The 24,636-nt window shown below is 63.8% G+C and carries 18 protein-coding genes and 1 pseudogene; 7 read left to right on the forward strand and 12 right to left on the reverse strand.

What is annotated here, in order from left to right; translation table 11 throughout:
- Positions 1 to 45: 45 nt before the first annotated feature.
- The 3 genes from NLY43_RS30580 to NLY43_RS30590 form a co-directional block, all read right to left on the reverse strand.
- Positions 46 to 1,575 (reverse strand): ArnT family glycosyltransferase, encoded by a 1,530-nt coding sequence (locus tag NLY43_RS30580; protein WP_023710767.1) that lies wholly within the window; start codon positions 1,573 to 1,575, stop codon positions 46 to 48.
- An 84-nt stretch (positions 1,576 to 1,659) separates the two neighbouring features.
- A complete protein-coding gene (locus tag NLY43_RS30585; protein ID WP_023710766.1) occupies positions 1,660 to 4,230 on the reverse strand; it encodes a GcvT family protein in 2,571 nt (856 codons plus the stop codon).
- A gap of 73 nt (positions 4,231 to 4,303) precedes the next feature.
- Positions 4,304 to 5,881: a trimethylamine methyltransferase family protein gene (locus NLY43_RS30590; RefSeq protein WP_023710765.1), complete on the reverse strand. Its 1,578-nt coding sequence runs from the start codon at positions 5,879 to 5,881 to the stop codon at positions 4,304 to 4,306.
- Positions 5,882 to 6,152: 271 nt separating this feature from the next.
- Between NLY43_RS30590 and NLY43_RS30595 the strand changes: the two are divergent.
- From NLY43_RS30595 to NLY43_RS30610, 4 genes and pseudogenes are all read left to right on the forward strand, one after another.
- Positions 6,153 to 7,317, forward strand: a pseudogene (locus NLY43_RS30595) (MFS transporter).
- 143 nt (positions 7,318 to 7,460) lie between these two features.
- The gene (locus tag NLY43_RS30600; RefSeq protein WP_031202083.1) at positions 7,461 to 8,621 is read left to right on the forward strand and encodes an MFS transporter; all 1,161 of its coding nucleotides are present in this window, start codon (positions 7,461 to 7,463) and stop codon (positions 8,619 to 8,621) included.
- Positions 8,622 to 8,731: 110 nt separating this feature from the next.
- Positions 8,732 to 10,789 carry a prolyl oligopeptidase family serine peptidase gene (locus tag NLY43_RS30605; RefSeq protein ID WP_156935496.1) on the forward strand — a complete coding sequence of 686 codons (2,058 nt, stop codon included), beginning with the start codon at positions 8,732 to 8,734 and terminating at the stop codon, positions 10,787 to 10,789.
- Between the two features lie 204 nt (positions 10,790 to 10,993).
- Positions 10,994 to 12,373 (forward strand): aspartate aminotransferase family protein, encoded by a 1,380-nt coding sequence (locus NLY43_RS30610; protein ID WP_023710761.1) that lies wholly within the window; start codon positions 10,994 to 10,996, stop codon positions 12,371 to 12,373.
- A 424-nt stretch (positions 12,374 to 12,797) separates the two neighbouring features.
- On the opposite strand, the gene mmsB is transcribed toward NLY43_RS30610, so the two are convergent.
- The gene (gene mmsB, locus NLY43_RS30615; protein WP_023710760.1) at positions 12,798 to 13,682 is read right to left on the reverse strand and encodes a 3-hydroxyisobutyrate dehydrogenase; all 885 of its coding nucleotides are present in this window, start codon (positions 13,680 to 13,682) and stop codon (positions 12,798 to 12,800) included.
- A gap of 23 nt (positions 13,683 to 13,705) precedes the next feature.
- Positions 13,706 to 14,872 carry an isobutyryl-CoA dehydrogenase gene (locus NLY43_RS30620; protein ID WP_023710759.1) on the reverse strand — a complete coding sequence of 389 codons (1,167 nt, stop codon included), beginning with the start codon at positions 14,870 to 14,872 and terminating at the stop codon, positions 13,706 to 13,708.
- Positions 14,873 to 15,021: 149 nt separating this feature from the next.
- Between NLY43_RS30620 and NLY43_RS30625 the strand changes: the two genes are divergently transcribed.
- Together NLY43_RS30625 and NLY43_RS30630 are read left to right on the forward strand one after the other, a co-directional pair.
- Positions 15,022 to 15,630: a dimethylsulfonioproprionate lyase family protein gene (locus NLY43_RS30625; protein WP_023710758.1), complete on the forward strand. Its 609-nt coding sequence runs from the start codon at positions 15,022 to 15,024 to the stop codon at positions 15,628 to 15,630.
- Between the two features lie 2 nt (positions 15,631 to 15,632).
- A complete protein-coding gene (locus NLY43_RS30630) occupies positions 15,633 to 17,108 on the forward strand; it encodes a cobyric acid synthase (protein WP_286459273.1) in 1,476 nt (491 codons plus the stop codon).
- Here NLY43_RS30630 and NLY43_RS32670 read toward each other — a convergent pair.
- From NLY43_RS32670 to NLY43_RS30645, 3 genes are all read right to left on the reverse strand, one after another.
- Positions 17,097 to 17,363 (reverse strand): hypothetical protein, encoded by a 267-nt coding sequence (locus NLY43_RS32670; RefSeq protein ID WP_023691033.1) that lies wholly within the window; start codon positions 17,361 to 17,363, stop codon positions 17,097 to 17,099. The two genes, NLY43_RS30630 and NLY43_RS32670, sit on opposite strands and share 12 nt — an antisense overlap.
- 157 nt (positions 17,364 to 17,520) lie before the next feature.
- A complete protein-coding gene (locus NLY43_RS30640) occupies positions 17,521 to 17,691 on the reverse strand; it encodes a hypothetical protein (protein WP_023670429.1) in 171 nt (56 codons plus the stop codon).
- Between the two features lie 52 nt (positions 17,692 to 17,743).
- On the reverse strand, positions 17,744 to 18,529 hold the full coding sequence (locus tag NLY43_RS30645; protein WP_023691034.1) for a TSUP family transporter: 786 nt from the start codon (positions 18,527 to 18,529) through the stop codon (positions 17,744 to 17,746).
- Positions 18,530 to 18,725: 196 nt separating this feature from the next.
- Here NLY43_RS30645 and NLY43_RS30650 point away from each other — a divergent pair, with 196 nt between their 5' ends.
- On the forward strand, positions 18,726 to 19,157 hold the full coding sequence (locus NLY43_RS30650; protein ID WP_023691035.1) for a TerB family tellurite resistance protein: 432 nt from the start codon (positions 18,726 to 18,728) through the stop codon (positions 19,155 to 19,157).
- A 115-nt stretch (positions 19,158 to 19,272) separates the two neighbouring features.
- Here the strand turns inward: NLY43_RS30650 and NLY43_RS30655 are convergent, their stop codons facing one another.
- The 4 genes from NLY43_RS30655 to NLY43_RS30670 all read right to left on the reverse strand — a co-directional run bounded on the left by NLY43_RS30655 (position 19,273) and on the right by NLY43_RS30670 (position 24,515).
- Complete coding sequence (locus NLY43_RS30655; RefSeq protein ID WP_023710756.1) at positions 19,273 to 20,895, reverse strand: ABC transporter ATP-binding protein; 1,623 nt, start codon at positions 20,893 to 20,895, stop codon at positions 19,273 to 19,275.
- Positions 20,892 to 21,761: an ABC transporter permease gene (locus tag NLY43_RS30660; RefSeq protein WP_023706066.1), complete on the reverse strand. Its 870-nt coding sequence runs from the start codon at positions 21,759 to 21,761 to the stop codon at positions 20,892 to 20,894. The genes NLY43_RS30655 and NLY43_RS30660 overlap by 4 nt, the downstream gene beginning before the upstream one ends.
- Positions 21,758 to 22,705 carry an ABC transporter permease gene (locus NLY43_RS30665; RefSeq protein ID WP_023710755.1) on the reverse strand — a complete coding sequence of 316 codons (948 nt, stop codon included), beginning with the start codon at positions 22,703 to 22,705 and terminating at the stop codon, positions 21,758 to 21,760. Before NLY43_RS30665 ends, NLY43_RS30660 begins: the two co-directional genes overlap by 4 nt.
- Positions 22,706 to 23,039: 334 nt before the next feature.
- A complete protein-coding gene (locus tag NLY43_RS30670) occupies positions 23,040 to 24,515 on the reverse strand; it encodes an ABC transporter substrate-binding protein (RefSeq protein WP_023710754.1) in 1,476 nt (491 codons plus the stop codon).
- Between the last annotated feature and the right edge of the window lie 121 nt (positions 24,516 to 24,636).

Below are 24,636 nucleotides of genomic sequence, written 5' to 3' on the forward strand. Positions count from 1 at the left end.
TGACGACCGAACCCTTGTTTCTCCACCCGACGCCTCCCTGCCGACTTACTGTGGCGCTGCGCCCGCGGCCGCTTTCTTCAGCCGCGTGACCGTCAGCGTGCGGGTGGGCGGCTCGCTGTCGAACAGCATCGGAACGACCAACTGCTGCGGCGAGCCGTCAGCGACATAGCCGGCCTCGCTCAAGGCCCGCAGGATGCCCTCGGGAGGTTCCTTGTCATTGGCCATCACGAGCACCGCCGGCTCGATCAGCAAATGGCCGAAGTCCGGCATCTCGTCGTCGAGCACGACCAGATCGGGATCGACAAGACGCAGATTTCCCACCCAGTGCCAGCTCGATATCGCCGTGCGAACCGGACCGTTTGCCGTCAGCTGGCCATAGAGCGACTGGTAGTCGACACGCACGATGCTGCCGCGGCTGTCGCCGCCATTGAGGTGCGTGTACCAGGTCACCGGCAGCACGAGGATGGCAAGCGTTGCGCCGACAAAGACGATGACGTCCTGCACCTTCCTTCCCTTGTCGCCTCTGGCATCCATCCGCAAGGCCAGCGCGACCGGCAGCAACACAAGGATGGGAAGCATCCAGCGATCGCGAAATTGCGTCGTCCCGCTCGCCAGGACGAGCACGATGGTCATCGCCAGGGCAAAAGCGATGGTGCGCCACACCAGTTTCTCGGTCCATGGCGCCGGTTGCAGCGCGGGCGCTGGCTTTTTCCATGCGATGAGCAAAGCCGCGACGAATATGCCGGCCGGCAACACGGCGAAATACAGGATAGCCTTGCCCAGTCCGCGCATTCCGTAGAATGCGGTTTGTATGGCGCTTTCTCCTCTGCCCATGCCGAAGCCGCCGCTGTGCGACAGCAACTGGTCGGTGTAGGTCAGGTTCCAGTAGAGCGTCGGCAGGCAAAGCAGCACCGCCACGACAAGGCTGATCGAAAACCGGCGGTTGAGGATGACGCCGCGCGTTTCGCGCAGCGACAGGGTGGACAGCATCAGCGCGCCGAGAAAGATCGCGTTGTTGTATTTCGACAGGATGGCGGCGGCCATCGCCACGCCAAACAGCACATAGGTGGCCAGCGAATGCCGCTGCACCAGTTCGACGAGCGCAAGAAACAGCACCACTGAAAAACAGAAAGCGGCGATCGAGTGGGTGAGGGCGTGCTGCATCTCCCACACCATCTGCGGAAACAACAGCAGGCCGAACAATGCGGCGGCGCCAGCGCGGCTGGAATAGCCCAGGCGGCGGACAGCGATGAAAACCGACGCCAGCGCCGCTCCGATCAGCAGGTACTTCACGATCTTGAGCGCGAGGATGTTCGTTCCGACCACGGCGGCGACGAGGCGGGCGAGCCAGGTGTAGAGCGGCGGCTGCGAGCCGCCATAGCCAGCCCAGAGGTAGTGCATGTACATCAGCTGTTCGGAATCGTCTACGCCGACACCGGTTCCTACGACATGGGACAGCAGCGCCATCACCACGATCTGGACGACGCAATAGACCGCGACGCAGACCAGTGCGGCGTTGAAGGGACCGACCTTGCCTTCGCCGAGCCAGTCCGTCCATTTCTCTAGATACTGCAAGGGGATCGTCTTCTCATCGAGGGAAAATGCCTGCGGCCAACTGCCGAAGGCCCCTTACACGATCTCACGCTCCCTGTCGCCTTTTCAGGTCCGCATCTTCTCGCCGCTGGGGTCGAAGGGCGCCTCGACATTGATGCGCGCCGGACGCCGGTGGCCGAGGATCTCGATCTCGAACAGTCCGGCACTTTCGTCCTCGGCGAGTGCCGCCGGCACATAGCCCTGCGCCATCGACTTCTGCACATAGTGCGCATAACCGCCCGAGGTGACCCAGCCGACCACGCGCCAGTCGCCGTCGACGATGCCGCGCACGGCGGAAGCGCCTTCGGCAGCCTTCGAGCCACGCACGTCCTTGCCTGCCGTATCGAAGCGTGGCGCGCCATAGCCATGCGGCTTTTCCACCGTGCCATAGTCCTTGCCGACCTTGGCCCAGATCGGCTCGTCGCCCATGACATCGGCGTCGGCCGCATCGACGATGAAGGAGACACGGCGCAGTTTCGGCCCTTCCGCCTGTTCCTTGGCGGCGGCTTCGCGGCCGATGAAGTCGTTCTTCTCCAGCTTGATGAAACGGTCCATCGCGCCTTCGAACGGGCCGTAGATCGGGCGCAACTCGCGGTACCAGGTCGGGAAGTTCTTCTCCAGGCGCATGGAGAGCAAAGCGCGCATGCCGAAATCGACGAGGCCGAACTCCTCGCCGGCGTCCTTGATCGCCTTGTAGACCAGACGCTCATAGGCCGGCGCCATCCAGATTTCATAGCCGAGATCGCCGGTATAGGTGATGCGGTTGACCATGCAGGGCGCGCCGCCGACCGCCATTTCGCGGAAATCCATGAAGCGAAACGCCTTGGTCGAGATGTCGACATCGACCAACTTCTGCAAGAGGTCGCGCGATTTCGGACCGGCGATCGACAGGCCGACGAGCGTCTGATCGAAGCGGTGGATGCGCACCGAACCATCCTTCGGCAGATGCTTCTCGAACCAGCGCATGTGGTACTTCTGCGCGGCGGACGAACCCCAGATCATAAATCTGTCTTCGCCTGCCTTGGCGATGGTGAAGTCGCCGATCAGCTTGCCGAATTCGTTGATCATCGGCGTCAGCACGATGCGGCCGATCTTCGGCATGCGGTTGGTCATCAGCCGGTTGAGGAAATCCTCAGCCGCAGGTCCCGACACTTCGTATTTGGCGAAGTTGGCGATTTCGGTGACGCCGACGCGTTCGCGCGTGGCGCGCACTTCCTCGCCGATAGGACCGAAATCGTTTGAGCGGTGGAAGGAGACGACGTCCTTCGGCTCCTTGCCCTTCGGCGCGAACCACAGCGGGGTCTCCAGGCCCCAGCTATCGCCCATGACGGCGTTGTTGGCGAGCATCGTGTCATAGAGCGGGGTGGTTTGTGCAGGGCGCGCAGCCGGCAGCTCTTCATTGGGGAAGCGGATGGAGAAGCGGCGCGAATAGTTTTCGCGCACCTTTGCGTTGGTGTAGCGCAGGCCGGCCCACTCGCCGAAGCGGGCGACATCCATGCCCCAGACGTCGAAGCCGGGATCGCCATGCACCATCCAGTTGGACAGCGCGAGGCCGACGCCGCCGCCCTGGCTGAAGCCGGCCATGACGGCGCAGGCGCACCAGAAATTGGTCAGGCCCTGCACCGGCCCGACCAGCGGATTTCCGTCGAGCGCGAAGGTGAAGGGGCCGTTGATGATCTGCTTGATGCCGGCTTTCTCGATGCCGGGGAAATGCTTGAAGCCGACCTCCAGCGACGGCGCGATGCGGTCGAGGTCGGGCGGCAGCAGTTCATGGCCGAAATCCCACGGCGTGTTGACCGGCGACCATGGCTTGCAGGCCTTTTCATAGGTGCCGAGCAGGATGCCGTTGCGCTCTTGTCGGGTGTAGATCTCGCCCTTGAAGTCAAGCACGCCGATCATCTCGCGGCCGGTCGATTTGTTGAACTCTTCGACCTCGGGCATCGGCTCGGTGAGCAGGTACATGTGCTCCATGGCCAGCACCGGCAGTTCGACGCCGACCATGCGGCCGATCTCGCGCGCCCACAGGCCGCCGCAGTTGACGACATGCTCGGCGTGGACGGTGCCCTGTTCGGTGACGACGTTCCAGGTGCCGTCAACTTCCTGCGTCAGTTCGACGACGCGGTTGCGCAGCACGATCTCGGCGCCCAGCTTCTTGGCCGCTTTGGAGTAGGCGATCGTCGTGCCGGAGGGATCGAGATGGCCTTCGACCGGATCCCACATGGCGCCGACGAAATTGGTCTCGTCCATCAGCGGGAACATCGCCTTGGCTTCGGAGGGCGTGATCAGTTCGGTGTCCATGCCGAGATAGCGGCCCTTGGCGTGGGCCAGGCGCAGAAAATCCATGCGCTCGGGCGTATCGGCCATCATCACGCCGCCGGTCAGATGCAGCGAGCAGGACTGGCCGGAGATTTCCTCGATCTCCTTGTAGAGCTGCACCGTATAGGCCTGCAGCTTGGCGACGTTGGGATCGCCGTTCAGCGTGTGGAAGCCGCCGGCTGCGTGCCAGGACGAGCCGGAGGTGAGCTCGGAACGCTCGATCAGCATGATGTCGGTCCAGCCGGCCTTGGCCAGGTGATAGAGCACCGAGCAGCCAACGACGCCGCCGCCAATGACAACCGCTTTTACATGAGATTTCATGAGAGATAGGTCCGTTTTTGCGTAAATTGAATCAGGTGTGTCGGTTGGCAGGATGCCGCCAGTTGCTTGCCGATCAAAAATCGGTCGGCGCGCCGCCTTCGGCCGTGCGCTTTTCGACGAAGTCGTTGAGCTCTTCGCGGATCGCCGGGTCCATATAAGGTTCCTCGTAGGATGCCAGCCGCTCCTTCCAGACCTTGTTGGCCTTTTCCAGCGCGGTCGGCGATCCGGCTTCGGCCCAGGTCTCGAAATTGCGCCAGTCGGAGAGGATGGGCGAGTAGAAGGCTGTCTTGTAGCGGTCCTGCGTGTGCTGGGTGCCGAAGAAATGGCCGCCGGGGCCGACCGACTGGATGGCGTCGAAGCCGAGCGCTTCGTCGGACAGGTCGAGCGGGGTGAGGAACTCGGCCACCATCTGCAACAGGTCGATGTCCAGGATGGTCTTCTCGTAGGAACAGCGCAGGCCGCCTTCGAGCCAGCCGGCGCCGTGCATCATCAGATTGCCGCCGCCCTGGATGGCGCCCCACAGCGAGAACACGCTTTCATAGGCTGCCTGCGCGTCGACGGTGTTGGCGGCGCAGGTATTGGAGGTGCGGTAGGGGATCTTGTAACGGCGGGCAAGCTGGCCGCCGACAAGCTGCGCCTTCATATATTCAGGCGTGCCGAAGGCCGGCGAGCCTGACTTCATGTCGACATTCGAGGTGAAGCCGCCATAGCCAACCGGCGCGCCCTTTCTCACCATCTGGGCAAAGGCGATGCCGGACAGCGCCTCGGCATTTTGCTGCACCAGTGCACCGGCGATGGTCACCGGCGCCATCGCGCCGGACAGGGTGAAGGGCGTGATGACGACGACCTGACCCTTGCTCGACATCTGGATGATGCCTTCCATCATCGGCACATCCAGTTTCAGCGGCGAATTGGTGTTGATGATGGTGAAGACGGACGGCTCTTCGAGCATCTGCTCATGGCTGATGCCGCGGGCGATCCTGGCGATCTCGATGCCGTCGACATTGCGCTCCTTGCCGAGCGAATAGATGTGGAACACCTTGTCGGTCAGCGTGGCGAGGTCGCGGATGCATTCGAGGTGGCGCACGGAAGGATGGATGTCGGTCGGCTCGACCGGATAACCGCCGGTGCAGTTCAGGATGTTGTGCATCTGCGCCAGACGCAGGAAGTTGCGGTAGTCCTGCTGGTTGCCCGGACGGCGGCCGCGATCGAGGTCGGAGCAGTTCGGTGCCGACGCCATCATCGACAGGATCACATTGTTGCCGCCGAAGCGCACATTGTGCGCCGGGTTGCGGGCATGGAGCGTGAATTCCGACGGGCAGTTGGAGATGAGATCGAGGATCATGTCGCTGTCGAAGCGCACGCGCTCGCTGCCCTCGCGGACATCGGCGCCGTTTTCCTTCATCATGCGGCGCGCTTCGTCATGCAGCACGTCGACGCCTATTTCCCTCAAGACGCGCAGCGAGGCGAGGTGGATCGATTCCAGCTCGTCGTCAGAGACCAGCTTGGTCGGCGTTAGCGGATTTCTCAGTTGCCGAAAAGCCGGCTGTTCGAAGGCGGCCGAGCCGCCGGCGCGCTTGCCCGCACGGCCACCGCGACGGGCCCGGTCGGTTGCCAAAGGCGGTTCGGCTGGATGCAGGGCGGCGGTCATGATGGTCCTCGTACGATGCTGGTAGCGGGCGGCATAATGGACCGGCGGCTGTCCGACCATTGCGGAGGCGGCGACCACTAGGACGAGGGAAGCGACATGCCCGAACGGCAGTCCGATAGCTGACAACCTTGCCGGGGATTGGCGGACAGGACGCGCCCACTGCGGCTCTTGGCGCAAGGGGATTTCAGGCGCGGCCCTTCCTTTCCCTAAATCGAACCGCTAGCTCAGTGGTTTGCCGCTGGATGGACCGGCAGTTCATGTGGAAGGCATCATGGCTGCGACCGGTTCGAGCGATGGCGAAGCGGGGACGCAATGGGCGGCGCTTGCCGGCGTAACTGCCGCCCTCGCGATGTTCGGTGCGGCGCTCGCCGCTGTTTACGCTGCTGATGCAGAAGCAAGGCATGTCGCCGGCGCTGATCGGCTTGTCGGCAGCGATGATGCCGCTTGGTCTGATCCTTTCGGCGTCGTTCGTGCCGGCAGCCGTTCGGCTGGTCGGCGCGCGCAACCTGGCTGTGGGTTGCTCATTGATTGGGGCGCTGTGCTTCCTCGGCATCGGCTACCTGCAGGACTGGGTGGGCTGGTTCGTCATCCGCTTCATCATCGGTATCGTCATCAACCCGCTCTATATACTGGGCGAAGTATGGGCGCTGTCGCTGGCGCCGCCGTCGCGCCGCGGCAGGGTGATGGGGGCATTCAACACCGTGCTGGGCGCTGGCTATGCTGCGGGGCCTTTGGTCCTGACCGCGGTAGGGATATCGGGCTGGGTTCCTTTCCTGATCGGCATGGCCGGCTTCATCCTGTGCGCCGCGATCCTTCGTGCTGTTTCGTCAAGCCTCGCCGGCTTCGAGGATGACGGCCAATTGCCCGGCGGCTTTTTCGGTTTCGCCAGGCTGGCGCCGGCGCTGTTGTTCGCCGTGCTGGTTTCGGCGGCGGTCCAGCAGGGCACCTACGCTTTGATGCCGGTCTTCGGTGCCGCCTATGGCTTGCCCGAAAGGACGCTGGCGGCCCTGGTGATGGCACTGTCGCTGGGAAACATCTTCCTGCAAATCCCGCTCGGCCTGCTGGCCGAGCGTTTCGGCGGGCGGGCGATGATCATCTTCTGTGCGTTGGCGACAACGGCCTGCGCAGTTTTGCTGCCGTTGCTGATCAGGACGCCGGCGATCTGGCTCGTCCTTCTCGTCATGGGCGCGGTCGGCTATGGCGTCTACACCATGGCGCTGGTGGAGCTCGGCAGCCGCTTCAGGGGAACCGTGCTGGTCGCCGGTAACGCCGCCTTTGCCTTGATGTGGGGCGCCGGCGGCATTGTCGGCCCGCCTGGCGCCGGTGCCTTGATGCAGGTCATCGGTCCGCTCGGCCTGCCGGTGGTGATCGCCGGCCTCGACGCGCTGCTGGTGAGCTTCGCGCTCTATCGATCGTTCAAGCGCCAAAACTCCTGACGGCCCAAAACTCCTGATAGGCCAAAACTCCTGACAGGCCCAGAAACTCCTGACAGGCCTTGTCTGGAGCAAACGGTTTTCCCCGGGGCGGGGCTTACCCGCGTCGGACAGAAAAGCTAGTCCTGAACCTGGTTTAGGTGCCAATGGTGAACCTGGCGGAAGCTGACAACGAGAAGATGCAGTGGGCGGCGATCAGCGGCGTGATCGCGACCGTCTCGGTGTTCGCCATCGCGCAAGGCCTGTCCTATCCGCTGCTGAGCTTCATCCTGCAACGCCAGGGCGTTTCGCCGGCCATCATCGGGCTCTCGGCGGCAATGACGCCGATCGGCTTCATTGTCTCGTCGCCGCTGATCCCGGCACTGGCGCGCCGGTTCGGGGCAGGGCGCACCGCGCTTACCTGCGCGGCGTTTTCGGCTATTGTGCTTGCGCTGATCGGCTGGACGCAGAATGTCTATCTGTGGTTTCCGCTGCGCTTCCTGATCGGGGTGGTGACCAATCCGCTCTATGTCTTGAGCGAAATCTGGGTCATTGCACTGGCGCCGCCATCGCGCCGCGGTCGCGTCATGGGTGTCTATTCAACCATCATCTCGGCCGGCTTCGCTGCCGGGCCGCTCTGCCTGCTCGCTGTCGGCACCGTGGGATGGCCGCCATTCCTGGTGGGGATCGCCGCCTTCATCTTCTGCGGCGCCTGCCTGGCGCTGGTGCTGCCGCGACTGCCGAAGGTCGACGAAGCCGGGCACAGGGTTTCGGTCATGGGCTTCATGCCCCTGGCATGGCTACTGCTGTCGGCGGTGGTCGTTGCCGCCGGTTTCGAACAGGGCGTGCTGGCGCTGCTGCCGGTCTACGGCACGCACTATGGCATCGCGGAAGCGCGCATGTCGGCGCTGCTGTCGGTGATGATCGCAGGCAACATCGCCATGCAGGTGCCGCTCGGCTTGCTGGCGGAACGGCTGACGGCGCGGCTGGTGCGATTCGTCTGCGTCGTGGTGACGGTGCTGGGCTGCGTGCTGCTGCCGCTGCTGATCGAGACGCCGTTGATCTGGCCCTGCGTCTTTATCTGGGGCGCGGTCTCCTATGGCATCTACACCATGTCGATCATCGAGCTCGGCGAGCGCTTTACCGGCTCGGCGCTGGTCGCCGGCAATGCCGCCTTCTCGCTGATGTGGGGCATCGGCGGCATCGTGGTGCCGCCGCTGGCGGGTGGCGTCATGGATGTGATCGGCGCCTCCGGCCTGCCGATCACGCTGGGCACGATTTGTCTGGCACTGGCTGTGGCCACGGTCCTGCGCCGGCGGATGGTTTGAGGCCGCATTCCGCCGATGACCTGACGTCACCATCTTGAATAAAACCGCTTGCAACGCGATGTAGGCAGGGCTGCCCGCCACTAGCCTGGAGACCATGCGTGACCCAATCGATGACAAAACGCCAGACGGATGCCACCGCGGACGACAAGTTCCTCTGGCTGGAGGACCGGACCAGCAAGGAATCGCTCGACTGGGTGCATCGCCAGAACGAGATCACCGTGGCCGAACTACAGGGCGATCCGTCCTACCAGGCGGCCTTCGAGACGGCGCTCGACCTGATGACGGCCGAGGACAACATTGCGGCCGGTGCCGCGCTCAACGGCCAAGTCTATAATTTCTGGCAAGACAAGACCAATGTGCTCGGCCTCTGGCGCCGCACGACGGTTGCTTCCTACAAGACCGAGAAGCCTGTGTGGGAGACGATCATCGACTTCGACGTGCTGTCGGCCAAGGAGGGGGTGAAGTGGGTGTTCAGCGGCGCCAGCCGCCTTTACCCCGATTTCAACCTTTGCCTGGTGGCGATGTCGCCGGATGGCGGCGATGCCAGCGAGATGCGCGAATTCGACATCGAGACCAAATCATTCATCGAGGGCGGCTTCCGCGCTCCCGCCTCGAAATCCGGCTTTTCCTGGCTGGACAAGGACACGGTCATTGTCTCGGCTGCCTTCAATGAAGACGACAAGACCCAGTCCGGTTATCCGCGCGTCGTCAAGCTGTGGAAGCGCGGCACCCGGTTGGAGGAGGCGACGCCGATCTTCGAGGCCGAGAAGCAGGATCTCGCGGCCGGCGCGGGGGTCGAGCATGATGGCGACAGGCAGTATTTGTTTCTGGCCCGCACGATCGCCTTCTTCTCCTCGCACAGTTTTCTGCGCCTGCCGTCGGGCGAAAACCGGCGCATCCCGCTGCCGGACGATGTCACCGACACCGCGCTGTTCAAGGGCCGGTTCGTGTTCGGGGTGCGCAGCCCATGGACGGCGCCGGGCGGCACTGAGTGCTTGCCGGACGCCCTCTATTCCTTCGATTTCGAACACTGGATCGACACCGGCGACCTGGGCCCTGTTGAAACCATGCTCGCGCCAGCGCACCGTGTTTCGGTCGCCGGCATTGCCCGCACTCAGGACCGGCTGTTCATCAATCTGATGGACAATGTGCGCGGCAAGGTCGTTGTCGCCGAGCGCAGCGGCGACCGCTGGTCGCTGAAGCCGCTGGCGCTGCCCGAGAACGGCAATGTCGGCATCGCGCATGCCGAGCATTTCGGTTCCAGCGTCTCCTTCTCCTTCACCGATTTCCTGACGCCGAGTTCGATCATCTGGTCGGACGATGACGGGGTGACGCTGGCTACCGTGAAATCGCAGCCGGCGCGGTTCGACGCCGCGCCGCTGGTCTCGGAACAGTTCGAGGCGCGCTCGAAGGACGGCACCATGGTTCCATATTTCGTCGTCAGGCGCCGCGACCAGAAGGGTCCGGTGCCGACGCTGCTCTACGGCTATGGCGGCTTCGAAATACCGCTGCTGCCCGGCTATGCCGGCGTGCGCGGCAGGCTGTGGCTGGAGAAGGGCAACGCCTATGTGCAGGCCTGCATTCGCGGCGGCGGCGAGTTTGGGCCGGCCTGGCATCAGGCGGCGCTGAAGGGCAATCGCCAGACAGCCTTCGACGATTTCGCCGCGGTGGCGCAGGACGTCGTCCGGCGCGGCATCGCCACGGCCGGTTCGCTGGGCATCCAGGGCGGCTCGAATGGCGGCCTGCTGACCGGCGTTTCCCTGACGCAGCATCCCGAACTGTTCGGCGCCGTCATCATCGAGGTGCCGCTGCTCGACATGCTGCGCTACACCGAACTGCCGCCAGGCGCCTCGTGGACAGGCGAATATGGCGATCCGGCAAAACCAGAAGAGGCCAAGTGGCTCGCCGCCTATTCGCCTTACCAGCATGTCTCGGCCGATGCTGTCTATCCCCCGGTGCTGCTCACGACATCGACCGCCGACGACCGCGTCCATCCCGGCCATGCCCGCAAGATGGCCGCGAAGCTGCAGGAAGCAGGTCACGGCAAGACCTTGTTCTTCGAGGAGACGGAAGGCGGCCATGGCGGGCGCGGCGACCGCCGGCCGCAAGCGGCGCAAACCGCCATGAAATACGTGTTCCTGCAAAGGGTATTGAGCGGCACCGCTTGAATTCTGGGCCTCGGGCGGCATAGACTGCCGCCATGGTCTATATGAGCACATCCGGCGCCTTCGGGGTCGCGGTGACACCGTCACCGCGCACCTTGCGCGCCGAGCTTTTGCGGTTGTGCGCCCGCATTGGTTATTCACCACCTGCCGTCCTCTGACGAATTCGCCCCGGCACCGCCGGAATGATTTCAGAGGGAAGACCTTGATATGACCTACCAGAATTATTCGCTGAAGCAGCTTCAGCAGATCGACGCCGCGCATCATCTGCACCCGTTCACCGACCACAAGGAATTGCGCGAGACCGGCTCGCGCATCATCACCCATGCCAACGGCCCGTTCATCTACGATGCCGACGGCACCGAAATCCTCGACGGCATGGCCGGGTTGTGGTGCGTCAATGTCGGCTATGGCCGCGACGAACTGGCCGACGCGGCGTACGCGCAGATGAAGGAACTGCCCTACTACAACTCCTTCTTCAAATGCTCGACGCCGACGCCGGTGCTGCTGTCGAAGAAGCTGGCCGAGTTGGCGCCCAAGGGCATTGCCCAGGTCTTCTACGGCTCCTCCGGCTCGGAGGCCAACGACACGGCGCTGCGGCTGGTGCGCCACTTCTGGGCGCTGGAAGGCAAGCCGGAGAAGAACCGCATCATCTCGCGCAAGTCGGCCTATCACGGCTCGACCGTCGCCGGCACGTCGCTGGGCGGCATGGATTTGATGCACAAGCAGCTCGGCGGGGCGGTGCCCAACATCGTCCATGTCATGATGCCCTATGCTTATGAGTTGGCGCTGCCTGGCGAAAGCGACCATGATTTCGGCCTGCGCGCGGCCAAGGCCGTCGAGGACGCCATCCTCGAAGCCGGTGCCGACAAGGTGGCGGCCTTCATCGGCGAGCCGGTGATGGGCGCGGGCGGGGTGAAAATACCGCCGATGAGCTATTGGCCGGAAGTGCAGCGCATCTGCCGCAAATACGATGTGCTTTTGATGCTGGACGAGGTCATCACCGGCTATGGCCGCACCGGCGAATGGTTTGCGGCGCAGACCTTCGGCGTCGAGGCCGACACCATCACCACGGCCAAGGCACTGACCTCGGGCTATCAGCCGCTGTCGGCGCTGCTGGTCGGCGACCGCATTGCGGCGACGCTGGTCGAAAAGGGCGGCGAATTCTACCACGGCTATACCTATTCGGGTCACCCGGTGGCCTGCGCGGTGGCGCTGAAGAATCTCGAGATCATGGAGCGAGAAGGCCTAGTCGACAGGGTCAGGAACGACACTGGACCTTACTTCGCCCAGGCGCTGCAGGAGCGCATTGCCGGCCACGAACTGGTCGGCGAGGTGCGATCGATCGGGCTGATGGGTGCGGTCGAGATCGTCAAGGACAAGGCGACCAAGGAGCGCTTCCTGCCGGCGGGCAGTGCCGCCGTCACCGTCCGCGACCACGCCATCGCGCAAGGCCTGATGCTGCGCGCCACCGGCGACACGATGATCCTGGCGCCGCCGCTGATCTGGACCCGCGCGACGATCGACATGGCTTGCGATCGCATCGCCAAAGCGCTGGATCTGGCGCAAGCGGATTTGCGCAAGAAGTAGATGGAACGACAGCCGGACGCCTTGCAATCAGGACGCCCGGACTGTGCGCCTGCTTATCGTCAGGGTCGAAGGGGTCAGCGCACCGATCGTGCTGGTCAATGAAGACCATCAGGCAATTCCGAACGCTGCAATCGGAATATAATTCAGACCGAACAGATAGGACTGCAAAACGCAAAAAACCGCGCTCCATCGGAACGCGGCTTTGCCAGATACGCATGGCATTTCGCCAACAATACACTTGCGAAACTTACGGGCTCCGGTACGCGAGACCTGATCCGGAGCGCCGGGCGGATGCGATGTGTCCGCCTCGCCATCCGTTATATAGGCACATCGTTACCGCCGGGTTATCGAGAGCTTAAGCAAATCTAAATTTGCAATTTTTCCGCGCAATAAAAATCGAGAAAAGCGCTGCCAAATTCGAAACTTATAGAGAACTGGCGCGAAGGAAATTTATGATGCCGGAAAAATCGTCGCCGCCATTTCCCTGGGCGTTGAACAGCGCATAAAGCTGGGCCGCTTCGGCCCCCATCGGCGTCACCGCGCCGGCGCTTTGGGCGGCTTCCTGCGCCAGTTTCAGGTCCTTCAGCATGAGTGCCGCGGCAAAGCCCGGTTTGTAGTCGCGGTTGGCGGGTGAGGCCGGCACGGGACCCGGCACCGGGCAGTAGGTGGTCAGCGACCAGCACTGGCCCGACGAGGTCGAGGCAACGTCGAACAGCGCCTGATGCGAGAGGCCGAGCTTTTCGGCCAGCACGAAGGCCTCTGCGACGCCGATCATCGAAATGCCGAGCATCATGTTGTTGCAGATTTTGGCTGCCTGACCGGCGCCGTCGTCGCCGCAATGGACGATGCGGCCTGCCATCGGCTTCAGGACCGGTTCGGCCTTGGCGAAGGCATCCTTGGCGCCGCCGGCCATGAAGGTCAGTGTTCCCGCAGCAGCACCGCCGGTGCCGCCGGAGACGGGGGCGTCGATCGAATGCAGCCCGTGCTTCCTTGCTACGGCATGCGCCTTGCGGGCCGACTCGACATCGATGGTCGAGGAATCAATGAACAGGGCGCCTGGTTTGGCCTTGGGTGCGATGTCCTCGTAGACCGAGAGCACGTGCTTGCCGGCGGGAAGCATGGTGATCACGACATCGGCGTCTTTCACCGCCGCCAAGGCATTCGCCATGACAATGACGCCATGCTCGTGTGCGACGGTGAGGTTTTCCGGCATCAGGTCAAAGCCGTGCACCGCATGCCCCGCCTTGACGAGATTGGCAGCCATCGGGTTGCCCATATTGCCGAGACCAATGAAGGCGATGGTGGTCATCAATCTCTCCTGAATTGTTGCCGTCAGCGTCCGATCAACGCCCGCGCGATGATGACGCGCATGATCTCGTTGGTGCCTTCGAGGATCTGGTGGACGCGCAGGTCGCGCACCAGTTTTTCGATACCGTAATCATGAAGATAGCCATAACCGCCATGCAGCTGCAGCGCCTCGTTGGCGACGTTGAAGCCGATGTCGGTGACGAAGCGCTTGGCCATGGCCGACCATTTGCCGGCATCCGACGCCTTGCGGTCGAGTTTCGAGGCGGCGGCGTAGAGAAAGATCCGCGCTGCCTGCAATTCGGTCTCCATGTCGGCCAACCTGAACTGCAGCGCCTGGAACTGGTTGATCTTCGAGCCGAAAGCCTTGCGCTCGGCGGTATAGGACAGCGCCTTGTCGAGCGCAGATTGCGCGCCGCCGAGCGAACAGGCGGCGATGTTGAGGCGGCCGCCATCGAGCCCGGCCATTGCGATGCCGAAACCTGCGCCTTCCCCCGACAGCAGGTTTGCAGCCGGCACCTTGCAGTCCTCGAAGATCACCTGGCGGGTCGACTGCATGTGCCAGCCCATCTTGTGCTCGTTGGCGCCGAAGGACAGGCCGGGCGCATCCTTTGATACAACGAAGGTGGAAATGCCTTTCGGCCCGTCGGCGCCGGTGCGCGCCATGACGACATAGAGGTCGCTGTCGCCGGCCCCGGAGATGAACTGCTTGGCGCCGTTAAGCACATAGTCGTCGCCGCTCTTCACCGCGCGCGTCTTCAGAGCCGCGGCATCCGAGCCTGAGCCCGGCTCGGTCAGGCAGTAGCTCGCCAGCCATTCCATCGAGGTCAGCTTCGGCAGGAAGCGTTGGCGCTGCTCGTCGTCGCCGAAGCGGTCGATCATTGACGCCGCCATATTGTGGATCGAGATGAAGGAGGAAAACGCCGGATCGGCGTGCGACAGTGCCTCGAAGATCAGCACGGCGTCGAGCCGGCCGAGCGCCGAGCCGCCGACATCATCCCTGACATAGATGCCGCCAAGGCCAAGCGGGCCGGTCTCGCGGATTACATCGGCGGGAAAGTGTCTTGCCCGGTCCCATTCGAGCGCATTGGGCGCAACGCGATCGGCGGCGAAGGCCTGTGCCATCTCCTGGATGGCGCGCTGTTCCTCGTTGAGCTCGAACTGACTGGTGCTCGCATCGACCGCGGCGTCCATGGCGTGCTCCCTGTGTTTCCCCAGCTGGGGTTGGCTTGCTGGCCTGTTGTTTTTGGCTTTGCGCGCCGCTCAATCTAGACCAATGATGCCGCCGCGCAACCCGGCTCGCCGCGCAGCCGCTGTGCATGAATGGATCAACGGAGCATTGCGTGCCGACATATTTCGACGAATTGCTCGACCGCTTCCATGCCTATCTCCGGGGCGTGGACAACGCGCTGGTGCGGGACGCCGTGACCCGGATCGGCTGGAATATGACGGCGCGCGTGCTCGAAGCGCATCCGCTGCCTTGCCTTGGTCTGCTCGACCGCATTGTCAAACTGGCGCCGCCGGACCCGCAGCCTCTGGTGCAACTGCTGGCGGAGCGTCGTGACGATCTGTGCTGGGGGCAGACCTACAACGCGAGCGATTTTGGTGAAGCGTTCTTGCAGAAATACGGCTGGCTGGAGGTGTTTGGCACGCGCGGCCATTTCGCCAATGAAGAGGTCGCGGCCGGATTGCTGATCCTGGGGCCCGGCATCACCTATCCCGACCATCATCACATTGCCGAGGAGATCTACATTCCGCTGACCGGCGGCACCGAGTGGCGCATGGGCGAAGGCGGCTTTCACACCCGCCAGGCGGGCGAAATTATCCATCACGCCTCCAATGTCAGCCATGCCATGCGCACCGGCAGCGAACCGTTGCTGGCGCTCTACATCTGGCGCGGCGGGCCGCTGTCGCAGAAGTCGACCGTTTCCGGCGCGCAGGGCAGGGGCTGAGCATGGCCAAGGCGATCATGCTGCAAGGCACGGGTTCGGATGTCGGCAAGACGGTGCTGGTGGCGGGGCTCTGCCGCGCGGCCAGGAATCGCGGGCTGAAAGTCAGGCCGTTCAAGCCGCAGAACATGTCGAACAATGCCGCCGTCGCCGACATTCCGGGCGACGACCGCCCCGGCGGCGGCGAGATTGGCCGTGGGCAATGGCTGCAAGCGCTGGCGTGTGGTGTTCAGCCGACCGTGCATATGAATCCGGTGCTGCTCAAACCCCAGAGCGACATCGGTTCGCAGGTGATCGTGCAGGGCAAGGTGTTCGGCGAGGCGCGAGCGCGCGACTACCAGACAATGAAAGCGGGGCTGATGGACGCCGTGCTGGAGTCCTGGACGAAGGTCGGTGAGGGCGCCGATCTGGTCATCGTCGAAGGCGCCGGATCGCCGGCCGAAATCAACCTGCGCAGCCGCGACATCGCCAATATGGGCTTTGCCACACGCGCCGACGTGCCGGTGATTCTGGTCGGCGACATCGACCGCGGTGGCGTCATCGCTTCGGTCGCCGGCACGCATCTGATCCTGCCGGAGGAAGACAGGCGCATGATCGTCGGCTACCTCATCAATAAGTTCCGCGGCGATGTCTCGCTGTTCGACGACGGCATCCGGTCGATCGAAAGCTTCACCGGCTGGCGCTGCTTTGGCGTCGTGCCGTGGCTGAAGGCGGCGGCGCGATTGCCGTCCGAGGATTCGGTCGTGCTCGAACGCCTGACGTCGGGCGAGAAGCGGGCGTTGAAGGTCGCCGTGCCGATGCTGTCGCGCATCGCCAATTTCGACGATCTCGATCCGCTCAAGGCCGAACCGCAGGTCGAAGTGGTGTTCGTGCCGCCGGGGCAGCGCTTGCCGGAGAATGCCGGCCTGGTGGTCATTCCCGGTTCCAAATCGACGATCGGCGATCTCATGAAGTTCCGCGAGAATGGCTGGGATCGCGATCTCCTCGCGCACCGCAAACGCGGCGGCCATGTCGTCGGTATCTGCGGCGGTTTCCAGATGCTCGGCCGCCTGGTGCGCGATCCCGATGGCATCGAGGGCAGTGTCACCGAGGCCGAGGGACTCGGCCTGCTCGACATCGAGACGGTAATGGAACCGGAAAAGACGGTGCGCAATGTCAGCGCCCGCTCAGTGCCGTTCGGCCTGGCGCTCGAGGGCTACGAAATTCATCTCGGCCGCACCACCGGGCCGGACATGGCGCGGCCGTCGGCTGTGATCAACGGCATCGACGACGGTGCCATTTCCGCCGATGGCAAGGTTTTTGGCACCTATCTGCACGGCCTGTTTTCCGCCGACGCTTTCCGGGCGAGATTCTTGGAGAGCCTCGGCGTCAAAGGCGGCGGTGTCGACTATCGAGCGGAGGTGGAAAACGCTCTGGACGAGATCGCAACCGAACTGGAGCGCCATCTCGATTGCGATGCGATTTTTGGGTTAGCGAGGTAGGGCCGCCCATCGTTTCGTCATCCTCGGGTCTGCGCTTCCGCTTCGCCCGTTGATGACGAAGTTCGGGCGCTTCGCCGACCTCGACGCGGGCTTGCGGCCAAGGCCGATGGCGAGGGGTTCTGCGAAGCTGATCACCAGCGGGACGGTGAGCGAGGCGTATTCGACATTGCGAAAATGGCCGGGCGCCGTTTCGCGATAGCCACAAATGTCGGTGACCGCATTCTGCAGCAGCAGGCCCGGCGCGCGCCGCACCATCTCGAACCGGTCGGCGACCGGGCCCTACTGTTGATCGTGGCGCTCCGTCTCGACGGGCATGGTCATCCTTCCGCGGAAGAGCCTAACAGACCATGCATCCAAAGCAAAAGCGCCCGGCTTTTGACCGGGCGCTTCGAATTGCAGAGGTCGCGGGTGCCTAGGCGCCGCGCATCAGGCAGGCGGCGGCAAGCACGATGTATGCGATGAGGACAATCCACACCGCAGCCAGAGGAATGAACGCAAGAACGCCAAGCGCGGCGAGCACGCCGATGATGGCGATAACAAGGGATATGATGAAAACAAGCTGAGTGGGTGCACTAAGATTCATGTGTGGTCCCTCCAACATGATTCGTACAACGGCATCCTATCAGGCGTGCGGCTCATACACCAACTAGCTGGCGCAATGGGTTCGCCGGATCGGCCAGCAGCTTCACCGCCAGAGCCAGGCAGATGATCACCAGCAGCGGCTTGATCAGCCGGGCGCCGATGCGGATGGCAAGGCTGGCGCCGAGCCGGGCGCCGAGGAACTGGGCGACGCCCATCATCAGCCCGATCTTCCAGTAGACGACGCCGGCGACCGCAAAGACGATGAAGCCGCCGATGTTGGAGGCGAAATTGAGCAGCTTGGTGTGTGCCGTCGCCTTGAGCACGCCGAAGCCGGCAAGGCTGACGAAGGCCAGCATATAGAAGGAGCCGGCTCCCGGCCCGAACAGCCCGTCATAGAAGCCGACCAAAGGGGCGATGATCAGTCCGAACAGGAAGGGCGACAGGCGCTCGGCGCGGTCGACATCGTTCATGTTGGGTTTCACGGCGAAGTAGATCGCGATGGCGATCAAAAGCAGCGGCAGCAGCGCCCGCAGGAGATCACCTGGCACGAATGCCGCCAGCAAGGCGCCGACGGCACTGCCGGTAAGGGCCAGAAGCGCCGATGGCAGCTGTCGACGCAGATCGACACGGCCATTCCTGGCATAGTGGATGGTCGCCGAAGCGGTGCCGAAAATGCCCTGCAGCTTGTTGGTTCCAAGTGCTGCGACCGGCGGGAATCCGGCAAGCAGCAGGGCCGGGATGGTGATCAGCCCGCCGCCGCCGGCTATCGAATCGACAAAGCCGGCTGCAAAGGCGGCCAAGGCAAGCATGATGACGGTGTGGGTAGCGAGGTCGAGCATCGGGATTTTCTGAACATTCCGGCGGGAAAGGTGGTGCCGCGCCTTCTCATGGCCATCTGGTTTGCGCAAGGCCGATTCCGCGCTACGTCCATCCAAGCGCGTTGCGCTTGGATTTCCTGTGGTGCATGTCATTATCCCAATACCGCTGGGCAATTTTGGGTCATATGCACTGGGCGGGCTCGGGAAAGGGACACTGTTGGCGATGGCATTGCTCGACCAGATACGCTCGATCTTCGATGGTGACCCCGGCGTGCGCAAGGTTGCCGACGACCCCGTGCTGTCGGCGGAACTCTTGATGCTGTTTCGCATGATCCTGGCCGACGGCTCGGTTTCGGAGAGCGAAATGGTCGCCTTCCGGCGCATCTGCAAGGACGCCTTCGGCATCCCGGAAACCAGCATCGACGCGGTCATCGAATATCTCAATGATTTCGGCTACGAGACCAACGGTTCGCAAGCCATGGCGCTGTTCCGCGATCTCGATGTCGAACGGCGCAAGTTGCTGGCGCTCCACATGGCGGAGATCGCCAAAGCCGATTCCAAACTGGCCGAGAGCGAAGTGCGGCTGTTGCGCCGCACGCTCGATTTGCTCGACATCAGCCCGGTCGATGTGGTGAAGCCGGAGGAGTGAGGCAGACCAGGGGCAACGGCCGCCCGGCCGGGTCCCCGCTGCTTCGCAGCGTCCCAGCGTTCGTGACCTTTCATCGTGCCACTGGCACGATGAATTCGCTGCGCGAACCGGTCGCTCACCCCTGTTCCTGCATACGGTGAGCGATCGCCCGATGCAGATCGGGCGCAGCCGCGACCAGCGCCCTGGCCGCCTCCGACTGCGGATGATCGAGCACGTCGCCGGTCTTGCCGCGCTCGACGATCCTGCCGTCATGCATGACCAGCACCTCATCGGTGATGGCGCGGGCGACGGTCAAATCGTGAGTGATGAAGAGATAGCCAATGCCGAGCTTCTGGTTGAGCTCTGCGAACAGATCGAGGATCTGGGCGCGGATCGACACGTCGAGCGCCGAGACCGGCTCGTCGGCGACGACCAGCTTCGGCCTTGTGATGATGGCGCGGGCGATCGACAGGCGCTGGCGCTGGCCGCCGGAAAACTCATGCGGATATTTGTCCATGTCGCTGACGCCGAGGCCGACCTCGTGCAGCGCATGCGCCACCATCTCGCGCCGCTCGGCCGGTGTCGGCTTCTTTTCCAGTACATGCAGCGGCTCGGCGACCAGTTTCTCGACCTTCTGGCGCGGGTCGAAAGAGCCGTAGGGATCCTGGAACACCACCTGCATGTCGCGCCGCGCGGCTTTGAGCTCCGCCTCGCTTTTGCCGGTGATGGTCTCGCCGCGAAAGCGGATCGTTCCCGATGTCGATTTGTCGAGCGCCAGGATCATGCGGGCAAGCGTTGACTTGCCGCAGCCGGAGCGGCCGACCAGCGCCACCGATTGGCCCGGCGCCAGCGACAAGGACACGTCGTCGACGGCGCGGATTGGAGCCGCTGACTTGAACAGGGAGGTGCGCCGGCCCGGATAGTCCCGTGTCACGCCTTCGACCTCAAGCAGCGGTTTGCCCTGGCCGGTGGCGTGAACCTTGGCGCGCGCGGGCACGTGCATGGAGGCCAGCGCCAGCTGGCGCGTGTAGGGATGCAGCTGTTCCGATAGCGTGCGTGCGGTGTCGCCGGCTTCCATCACCTCGCCATGACGCAGGATGGTGATGCGGTCGGCCATTTCGGTGACGACGGCGAGATCGTGCGAGATCAGAAGCAGGCCCATGCGGTTTTCGCTGACAAGGCCGCGCAAGAGGTCGAGGATCTGCGCCTGCAGCACCACGTCGAGCGCCGTGGTCGGCTCGTCGGCGATGAGCAGCTTGGGTTTCAATGCGCAGGCAATGGCGATGACAACGCGCTGGCGCTGGCCGCCCGACAGTTCGTGCGGATAGCGCGACAGCGGGAATTTGGCCTCGGGCAGGCCGACGCGGTCGAGCATTTTGCGCGCCCGGTCTTCGGCTTCCGCGCGGCTTGCCCTGGTGTGCCAGCGTATGCCTTCAGCGACCTGCTCGCCGATCGTCTTGACCGGGTTAAGCGCCGTCATAGGTTCCTGGAACACCATGCCGATGTCGTCGCCGCGCAGCGCGCACATCTGGTCCTCGGTTGCGGCCAGAATATCGATGCCGTCGAAGGTCACGCGGCCGGTGGCGCGCGCAGCATGCGGCAGAAGCTGCATGATGGTCAGCGCCGTCATCGATTTGCCCGAGCCGGATTCGCCGACCAGCCCCATCACCTCGCCGGGCGCGACGGAGAGGTCGACCCCTTTCAGGATCGGCGTGTCGCCGATGGCCAGCGACAGGTTCTCCATCTGCAGCAGGCTCATCGCTGCCGCCGCGATTTCGGGTCGAGTATGTCGGCGATGCCGTCGCCGAGCAGATTGAGCCCAAGCACCGTGACGACGATGGCCATGCCGGGGAAGATGGCCATCCAAGGCGCCACCACCATGCGCGTCTGAGCGTCGAACAGCATGCGGCCCCAGCTCGGCATTGGCGGCTGGGCGCCGAGGCCGACATAGGAGAGGCCGGCTTCGGCCAAAATGCCAAGCGCGAACTGGATGGTGCCTTGCACCAGAAGCAGCGTGGCGATGTTGGGCAGCACGTGCTCGGTTGTAATCTGCGCTTTGCTCTTGCCGGCGGCGCGGGCGGCGAGGATGAATTCGCGCGGCCAGATCGCCAGCGCGCCGGCGCGGGCGACGCGCGCAAACACCGGGATGTTGAAGATGCCGATGGCGATGATGGCGTTGATTGCGCCCGGTCCGAAGATGGCGGTGATCATGATCGCCGACAGCAGCGCCGGGAAGGCGAAGACGAGGTCGGTCAGCCGCATCAGCGCCTCGTCGACCAACCCGCCGCGCGCCGCGGCGAAGGCGCCGAGCGGCACGCCGACGCCCATGCCGATGCCGACCGCGACCAGCGCCACGGCAATCGAGTTGCGGGCGCCGACCATGATCATCGACAGGATGTCGCGGCCGAAATGATCGGTGCCGAACCAGTGCGCCGCAGAGGGCGCCAGCGTCTTGTCCGAGATCACCAGTTTGGTCACGTCGTAGGGCGTCCAGACGTAGGAGATGACCGCTATTGCAGCCACCAGCACCGTGATGGCGAAGCCGATGAGGAAGGAGCGGTTGCGGAAGGCCTTGGCCAGAATGCTGCCCAACGTCTCCTGCGGGATGTCGATGTGCAGCGTCATTGCCGGCCTCGAAGGCGCGGATCGACGATGGCGTAGGAGACGTCGACGACGAGGTTGACCGCAATGACGGCGACGACCAGCAGCATGACGATGCTTTCCACCACGATCAGGTCGCGCTGAGTGATCGCCTGGAACACCAGCCGTCCGAGGCCGGGGAGATAAAAGACGTTCTCGATGATGATGGTGCCGGCGAGCAGGAAGGCGAATTGCAGGCCCAGAATGGTCAGAACCGGGATCATCGCGTTGCGCAGCGCGTGCCGCCATAGCACGGCGCGGTAAGGCAGGCCCTTGGCGCGGGCGGTGCGGATATAGTCCTCGTTCAGCACCTCGATCAGCGCCGAGCGGGCAACGCGCGCCAGGATCGCCGCCTGCGGCAGAGCGAGGGCGATGGCCGGCAGCAGCAGCGATTTCAGCGCCGGCCAGGCGCCGGCGCTCCAGCCGGGAAAGCCGCCGGCCGGCACCAGCCGCAGCCAGACGGCAAAGAGGTAGATCAGCATCAGCGCGAACCAGAAGTTCGGGATGGCAACGCCGAGCTGGGCGGCGCCCATGGCGATCGTATCGCCGGCCCGCCCGCGCCGGCTGGCGGAATAGAGCCCGACCGGGATGGCAATGATGGTGGACAGCGCCAGCGCGATCAGCGCCAGCGGCAGGGAAACCGCCATGCGCTCGCGGACAAGGTCGATGACCGGCACTGAATAAGTGTAGGAGCGGCCGAAATCGAGGCTGAGCAGACCGCCGACCCAGTGGAGGTAGCGCAGGAGAAGCGGCGCGTTGAGGCCCATCTGGTTGCGCAGGAGTTCGACCTGCTCGGCGCTGGCGTTGAGGCCAAGCATCAGCCGCGCCGGATCGCCGGGCAGGATTTCTAGCACGGCGAAGACGACCATCGAGGCCAGGATCAAGGTTGCGATGGCGATGGCGAGGCGTTTGAGGAGGTAGGCGGTCATGGTGGAGGGAATGGTGCGTTGCCAAGTGCGATGACTGAGCAAAGGCAGCGTTCTGTCACACCCCCCTCTGTCCTGCCGGACCCGGCCCTTCGCTGTCGCTTCGGGCGTTCGTTGTTCGGAAAGCCAAGCAGTTGGCTTTCCGTCCGCTGCGCGGACCACTCCTCACCCCCCGCAAGGGGGGAGATCAGCAGTTTCTGTGTCGTCGACCAGCGTTCAACGTTCGCGATAGGCGAAAGCGGAGATGATAGCCCGATCTCCCCCCTTGCGGGGGAGATGCCCGGCAGGGCAGAGGGGGGTGTGACGGAGCGCAAACGCCGCCCTTTGGCCCGCCGCCTCAATCCGTCCACTTCACCTTGGTCAGATCATTCGCCTGGATCGGCGCATTCTCCCACAGGCCCTGCAGCTTGGCGTCCCAGACGCCGACCTTCGGCAGTTCATAGAGGAAGCCGACCACGGCGTCGTCGGCCAGGATCTTCTGTGCTTCGCCGAGCAGCGTGTTGCGCTTGGCGTCGTCGGAGGTGAGGTTCAGCTCGGCGATGATCTTGTCGAAGGCGGGGTTGTCGTAGTTGAAGTAGTAGTCCTTGCGCGAGTAGATATCGATGTCGTTGGGCTCGGTGTGGGAGACGATGGTCAGGTCGTAATCCTTCTTGGTGAACACCTGGTCCAGCCACTGCGCCCATTCGACCGGAATGATTTCCAGGTCGATGCCGACATCGCGCAGCTGCGAAGCGATGATCTCGCCGCCAAGCCGCGCATAGGAAGGCGGCGGCAGTTTCAGCATCGCCTTGAAGCCGTTCTCCAGGCCGGCCTGCTTCAGCAGTTCCTTGGCCTTGTCGACATTGTGCGGATAGAGGCCGGTGAGGTCGACATAGGCCTTGCTGGCCGGCGACATGTGCGAGCCGATCGGCACGCCGAGGCCGGCCGAGGCGCCGTCGATGATCGCCTTGCGGTCGAGCGCGAAGGCAATTGCCTGCCGCACCTCGAGCTTGTCGAAAGGCGGCTTCTTGTTGTTGATCGCCAGAATGGTCTCGCCCTCGGTCGAGCCGATCACCACCTTGAAGCGCGGATCGTCCTTGACCTGCGCGACGCTGTCGGGATCGAAGAAAGGGAAAGCCTGGATGTCGCCGGAGAGCAGCGCCGGCACGGCGGCGGCGGCGTCGGGAACGATGCGGAACTCGGCCTTGTCGAGGAACACCGGGGCGCCCCAGTAAGTGTCCGATTTCACCAGCGTGATCGACGAGCCCTTGGCCCAGCTCTGGAATTTGAACGGGCCGGTGCCGATGGGCTTTTCCTTGTTGGTGTCGGCGCTCTCGGGCGCCACAATCACCGCGTCGCCCCAGCCCAGATTGTAGAGGAACGACCCCTGCGGGTTCTTCAGCGTCACCTTGACCGTCGTCGGATCGACGACTTCGACCGTATCGATGGAGGCGAACAGGACTTTTTGCGCGTTGACCGAATTGTCGGCGCGGGCGCGGTCGAGCGAGAACTTCACGTCGCCGGCGTCGAAATCGCTGCCGTCATGGAATTTGACGCCGGTGTGCAGCTTGAAGGTGTAGACCTTGCCATCGTCGGAAATGGCCCAGCTCTCGGCAAGGTCGGGCAGCACTTCGCCATTCGGACCGATGCGGGTCAGGCCCTCGAAGACGTTGGCGTAGAGCACTTCGTCGATCGCCGCGGCAGCACCGGCGGTCGGATCGAGATGTGGCGGCTCGAGCGTAATGCCGATCACCAGGTCGGTGCGTGCGGCAAATGCCTGACTGCCGGCCAGTGCCAGCACCGCGGCGGCAAGAATGGTTTTCCACAATTTCATCGTGCAACTCCCAAATGCTCGAACCCTGGTGCGATAGAAGCGTGATTTCGAGGTGGAGTAAATTGCGTTTCGTGCTCCGCAGCGGCGCGGGGAGGAATGTTTTTTCAGCGAAGTCGATGGT

Source organism: Mesorhizobium sp. C416B (assembly GCF_030323165.1).
GTDB lineage: Bacteria > Pseudomonadota > Alphaproteobacteria > Rhizobiales > Rhizobiaceae > Mesorhizobium.

Excerpts from the sequence above, each read along its gene's own strand:
- NLY43_RS30600 (WP_031202083.1), top strand. The coding sequence starts at position 7,461 with ATGGTGAACCTGGCGGAAGCTGACAACGAGAAGATGCAGTGGGCGGCG.
- mmsB (WP_023710760.1), bottom strand. The coding sequence starts at position 13,682 with ATGACCACCATCGCCTTCATTGGTCTCGGCAATATGGGCAACCCGATG.
- NLY43_RS30610 (WP_023710761.1), top strand. The coding sequence starts at position 10,994 with ATGACCTACCAGAATTATTCGCTGAAGCAGCTTCAGCAGATCGACGCC.
- NLY43_RS30645 (WP_023691034.1), bottom strand. The coding sequence starts at position 18,529 with ATGCTCGACCTCGCTACCCACACCGTCATCATGCTTGCCTTGGCCGCC.
- NLY43_RS30590 (WP_023710765.1), bottom strand. The coding sequence starts at position 5,881 with ATGACCGCCGCCCTGCATCCAGCCGAACCGCCTTTGGCAACCGACCGG.
- NLY43_RS30655 (WP_023710756.1), bottom strand. The coding sequence starts at position 20,895 with ATGAGCCTGCTGCAGATGGAGAACCTGTCGCTGGCCATCGGCGACACG.
- NLY43_RS30640 (WP_023670429.1), bottom strand. The coding sequence starts at position 17,691 with ATGAATCTTAGTGCACCCACTCAGCTTGTTTTCATCATATCCCTTGTT.
- NLY43_RS30660 (WP_023706066.1), bottom strand. The coding sequence starts at position 21,761 with ATGACGCTGCACATCGACATCCCGCAGGAGACGTTGGGCAGCATTCTG.
- NLY43_RS30585 (WP_023710766.1), bottom strand. The coding sequence starts at position 4,230 with ATGAAATCTCATGTAAAAGCGGTTGTCATTGGCGGCGGCGTCGTTGGC.
- NLY43_RS30670 (WP_023710754.1), bottom strand. The coding sequence starts at position 24,515 with ATGAAATTGTGGAAAACCATTCTTGCCGCCGCGGTGCTGGCACTGGCC.
- NLY43_RS30605 (WP_156935496.1), top strand. The coding sequence starts at position 8,732 with ATGACAAAACGCCAGACGGATGCCACCGCGGACGACAAGTTCCTCTGG.
- NLY43_RS30630 (WP_286459273.1), top strand. The coding sequence starts at position 15,633 with ATGGCCAAGGCGATCATGCTGCAAGGCACGGGTTCGGATGTCGGCAAG.
- NLY43_RS32670 (WP_023691033.1), bottom strand. The coding sequence starts at position 17,363 with ATGGTGCGGCGCGCGCCGGGCCTGCTGCTGCAGAATGCGGTCACCGAC.
- NLY43_RS30665 (WP_023710755.1), bottom strand. The coding sequence starts at position 22,705 with ATGACCGCCTACCTCCTCAAACGCCTCGCCATCGCCATCGCAACCTTG.
- NLY43_RS30620 (WP_023710759.1), bottom strand. The coding sequence starts at position 14,872 with ATGGACGCCGCGGTCGATGCGAGCACCAGTCAGTTCGAGCTCAACGAG.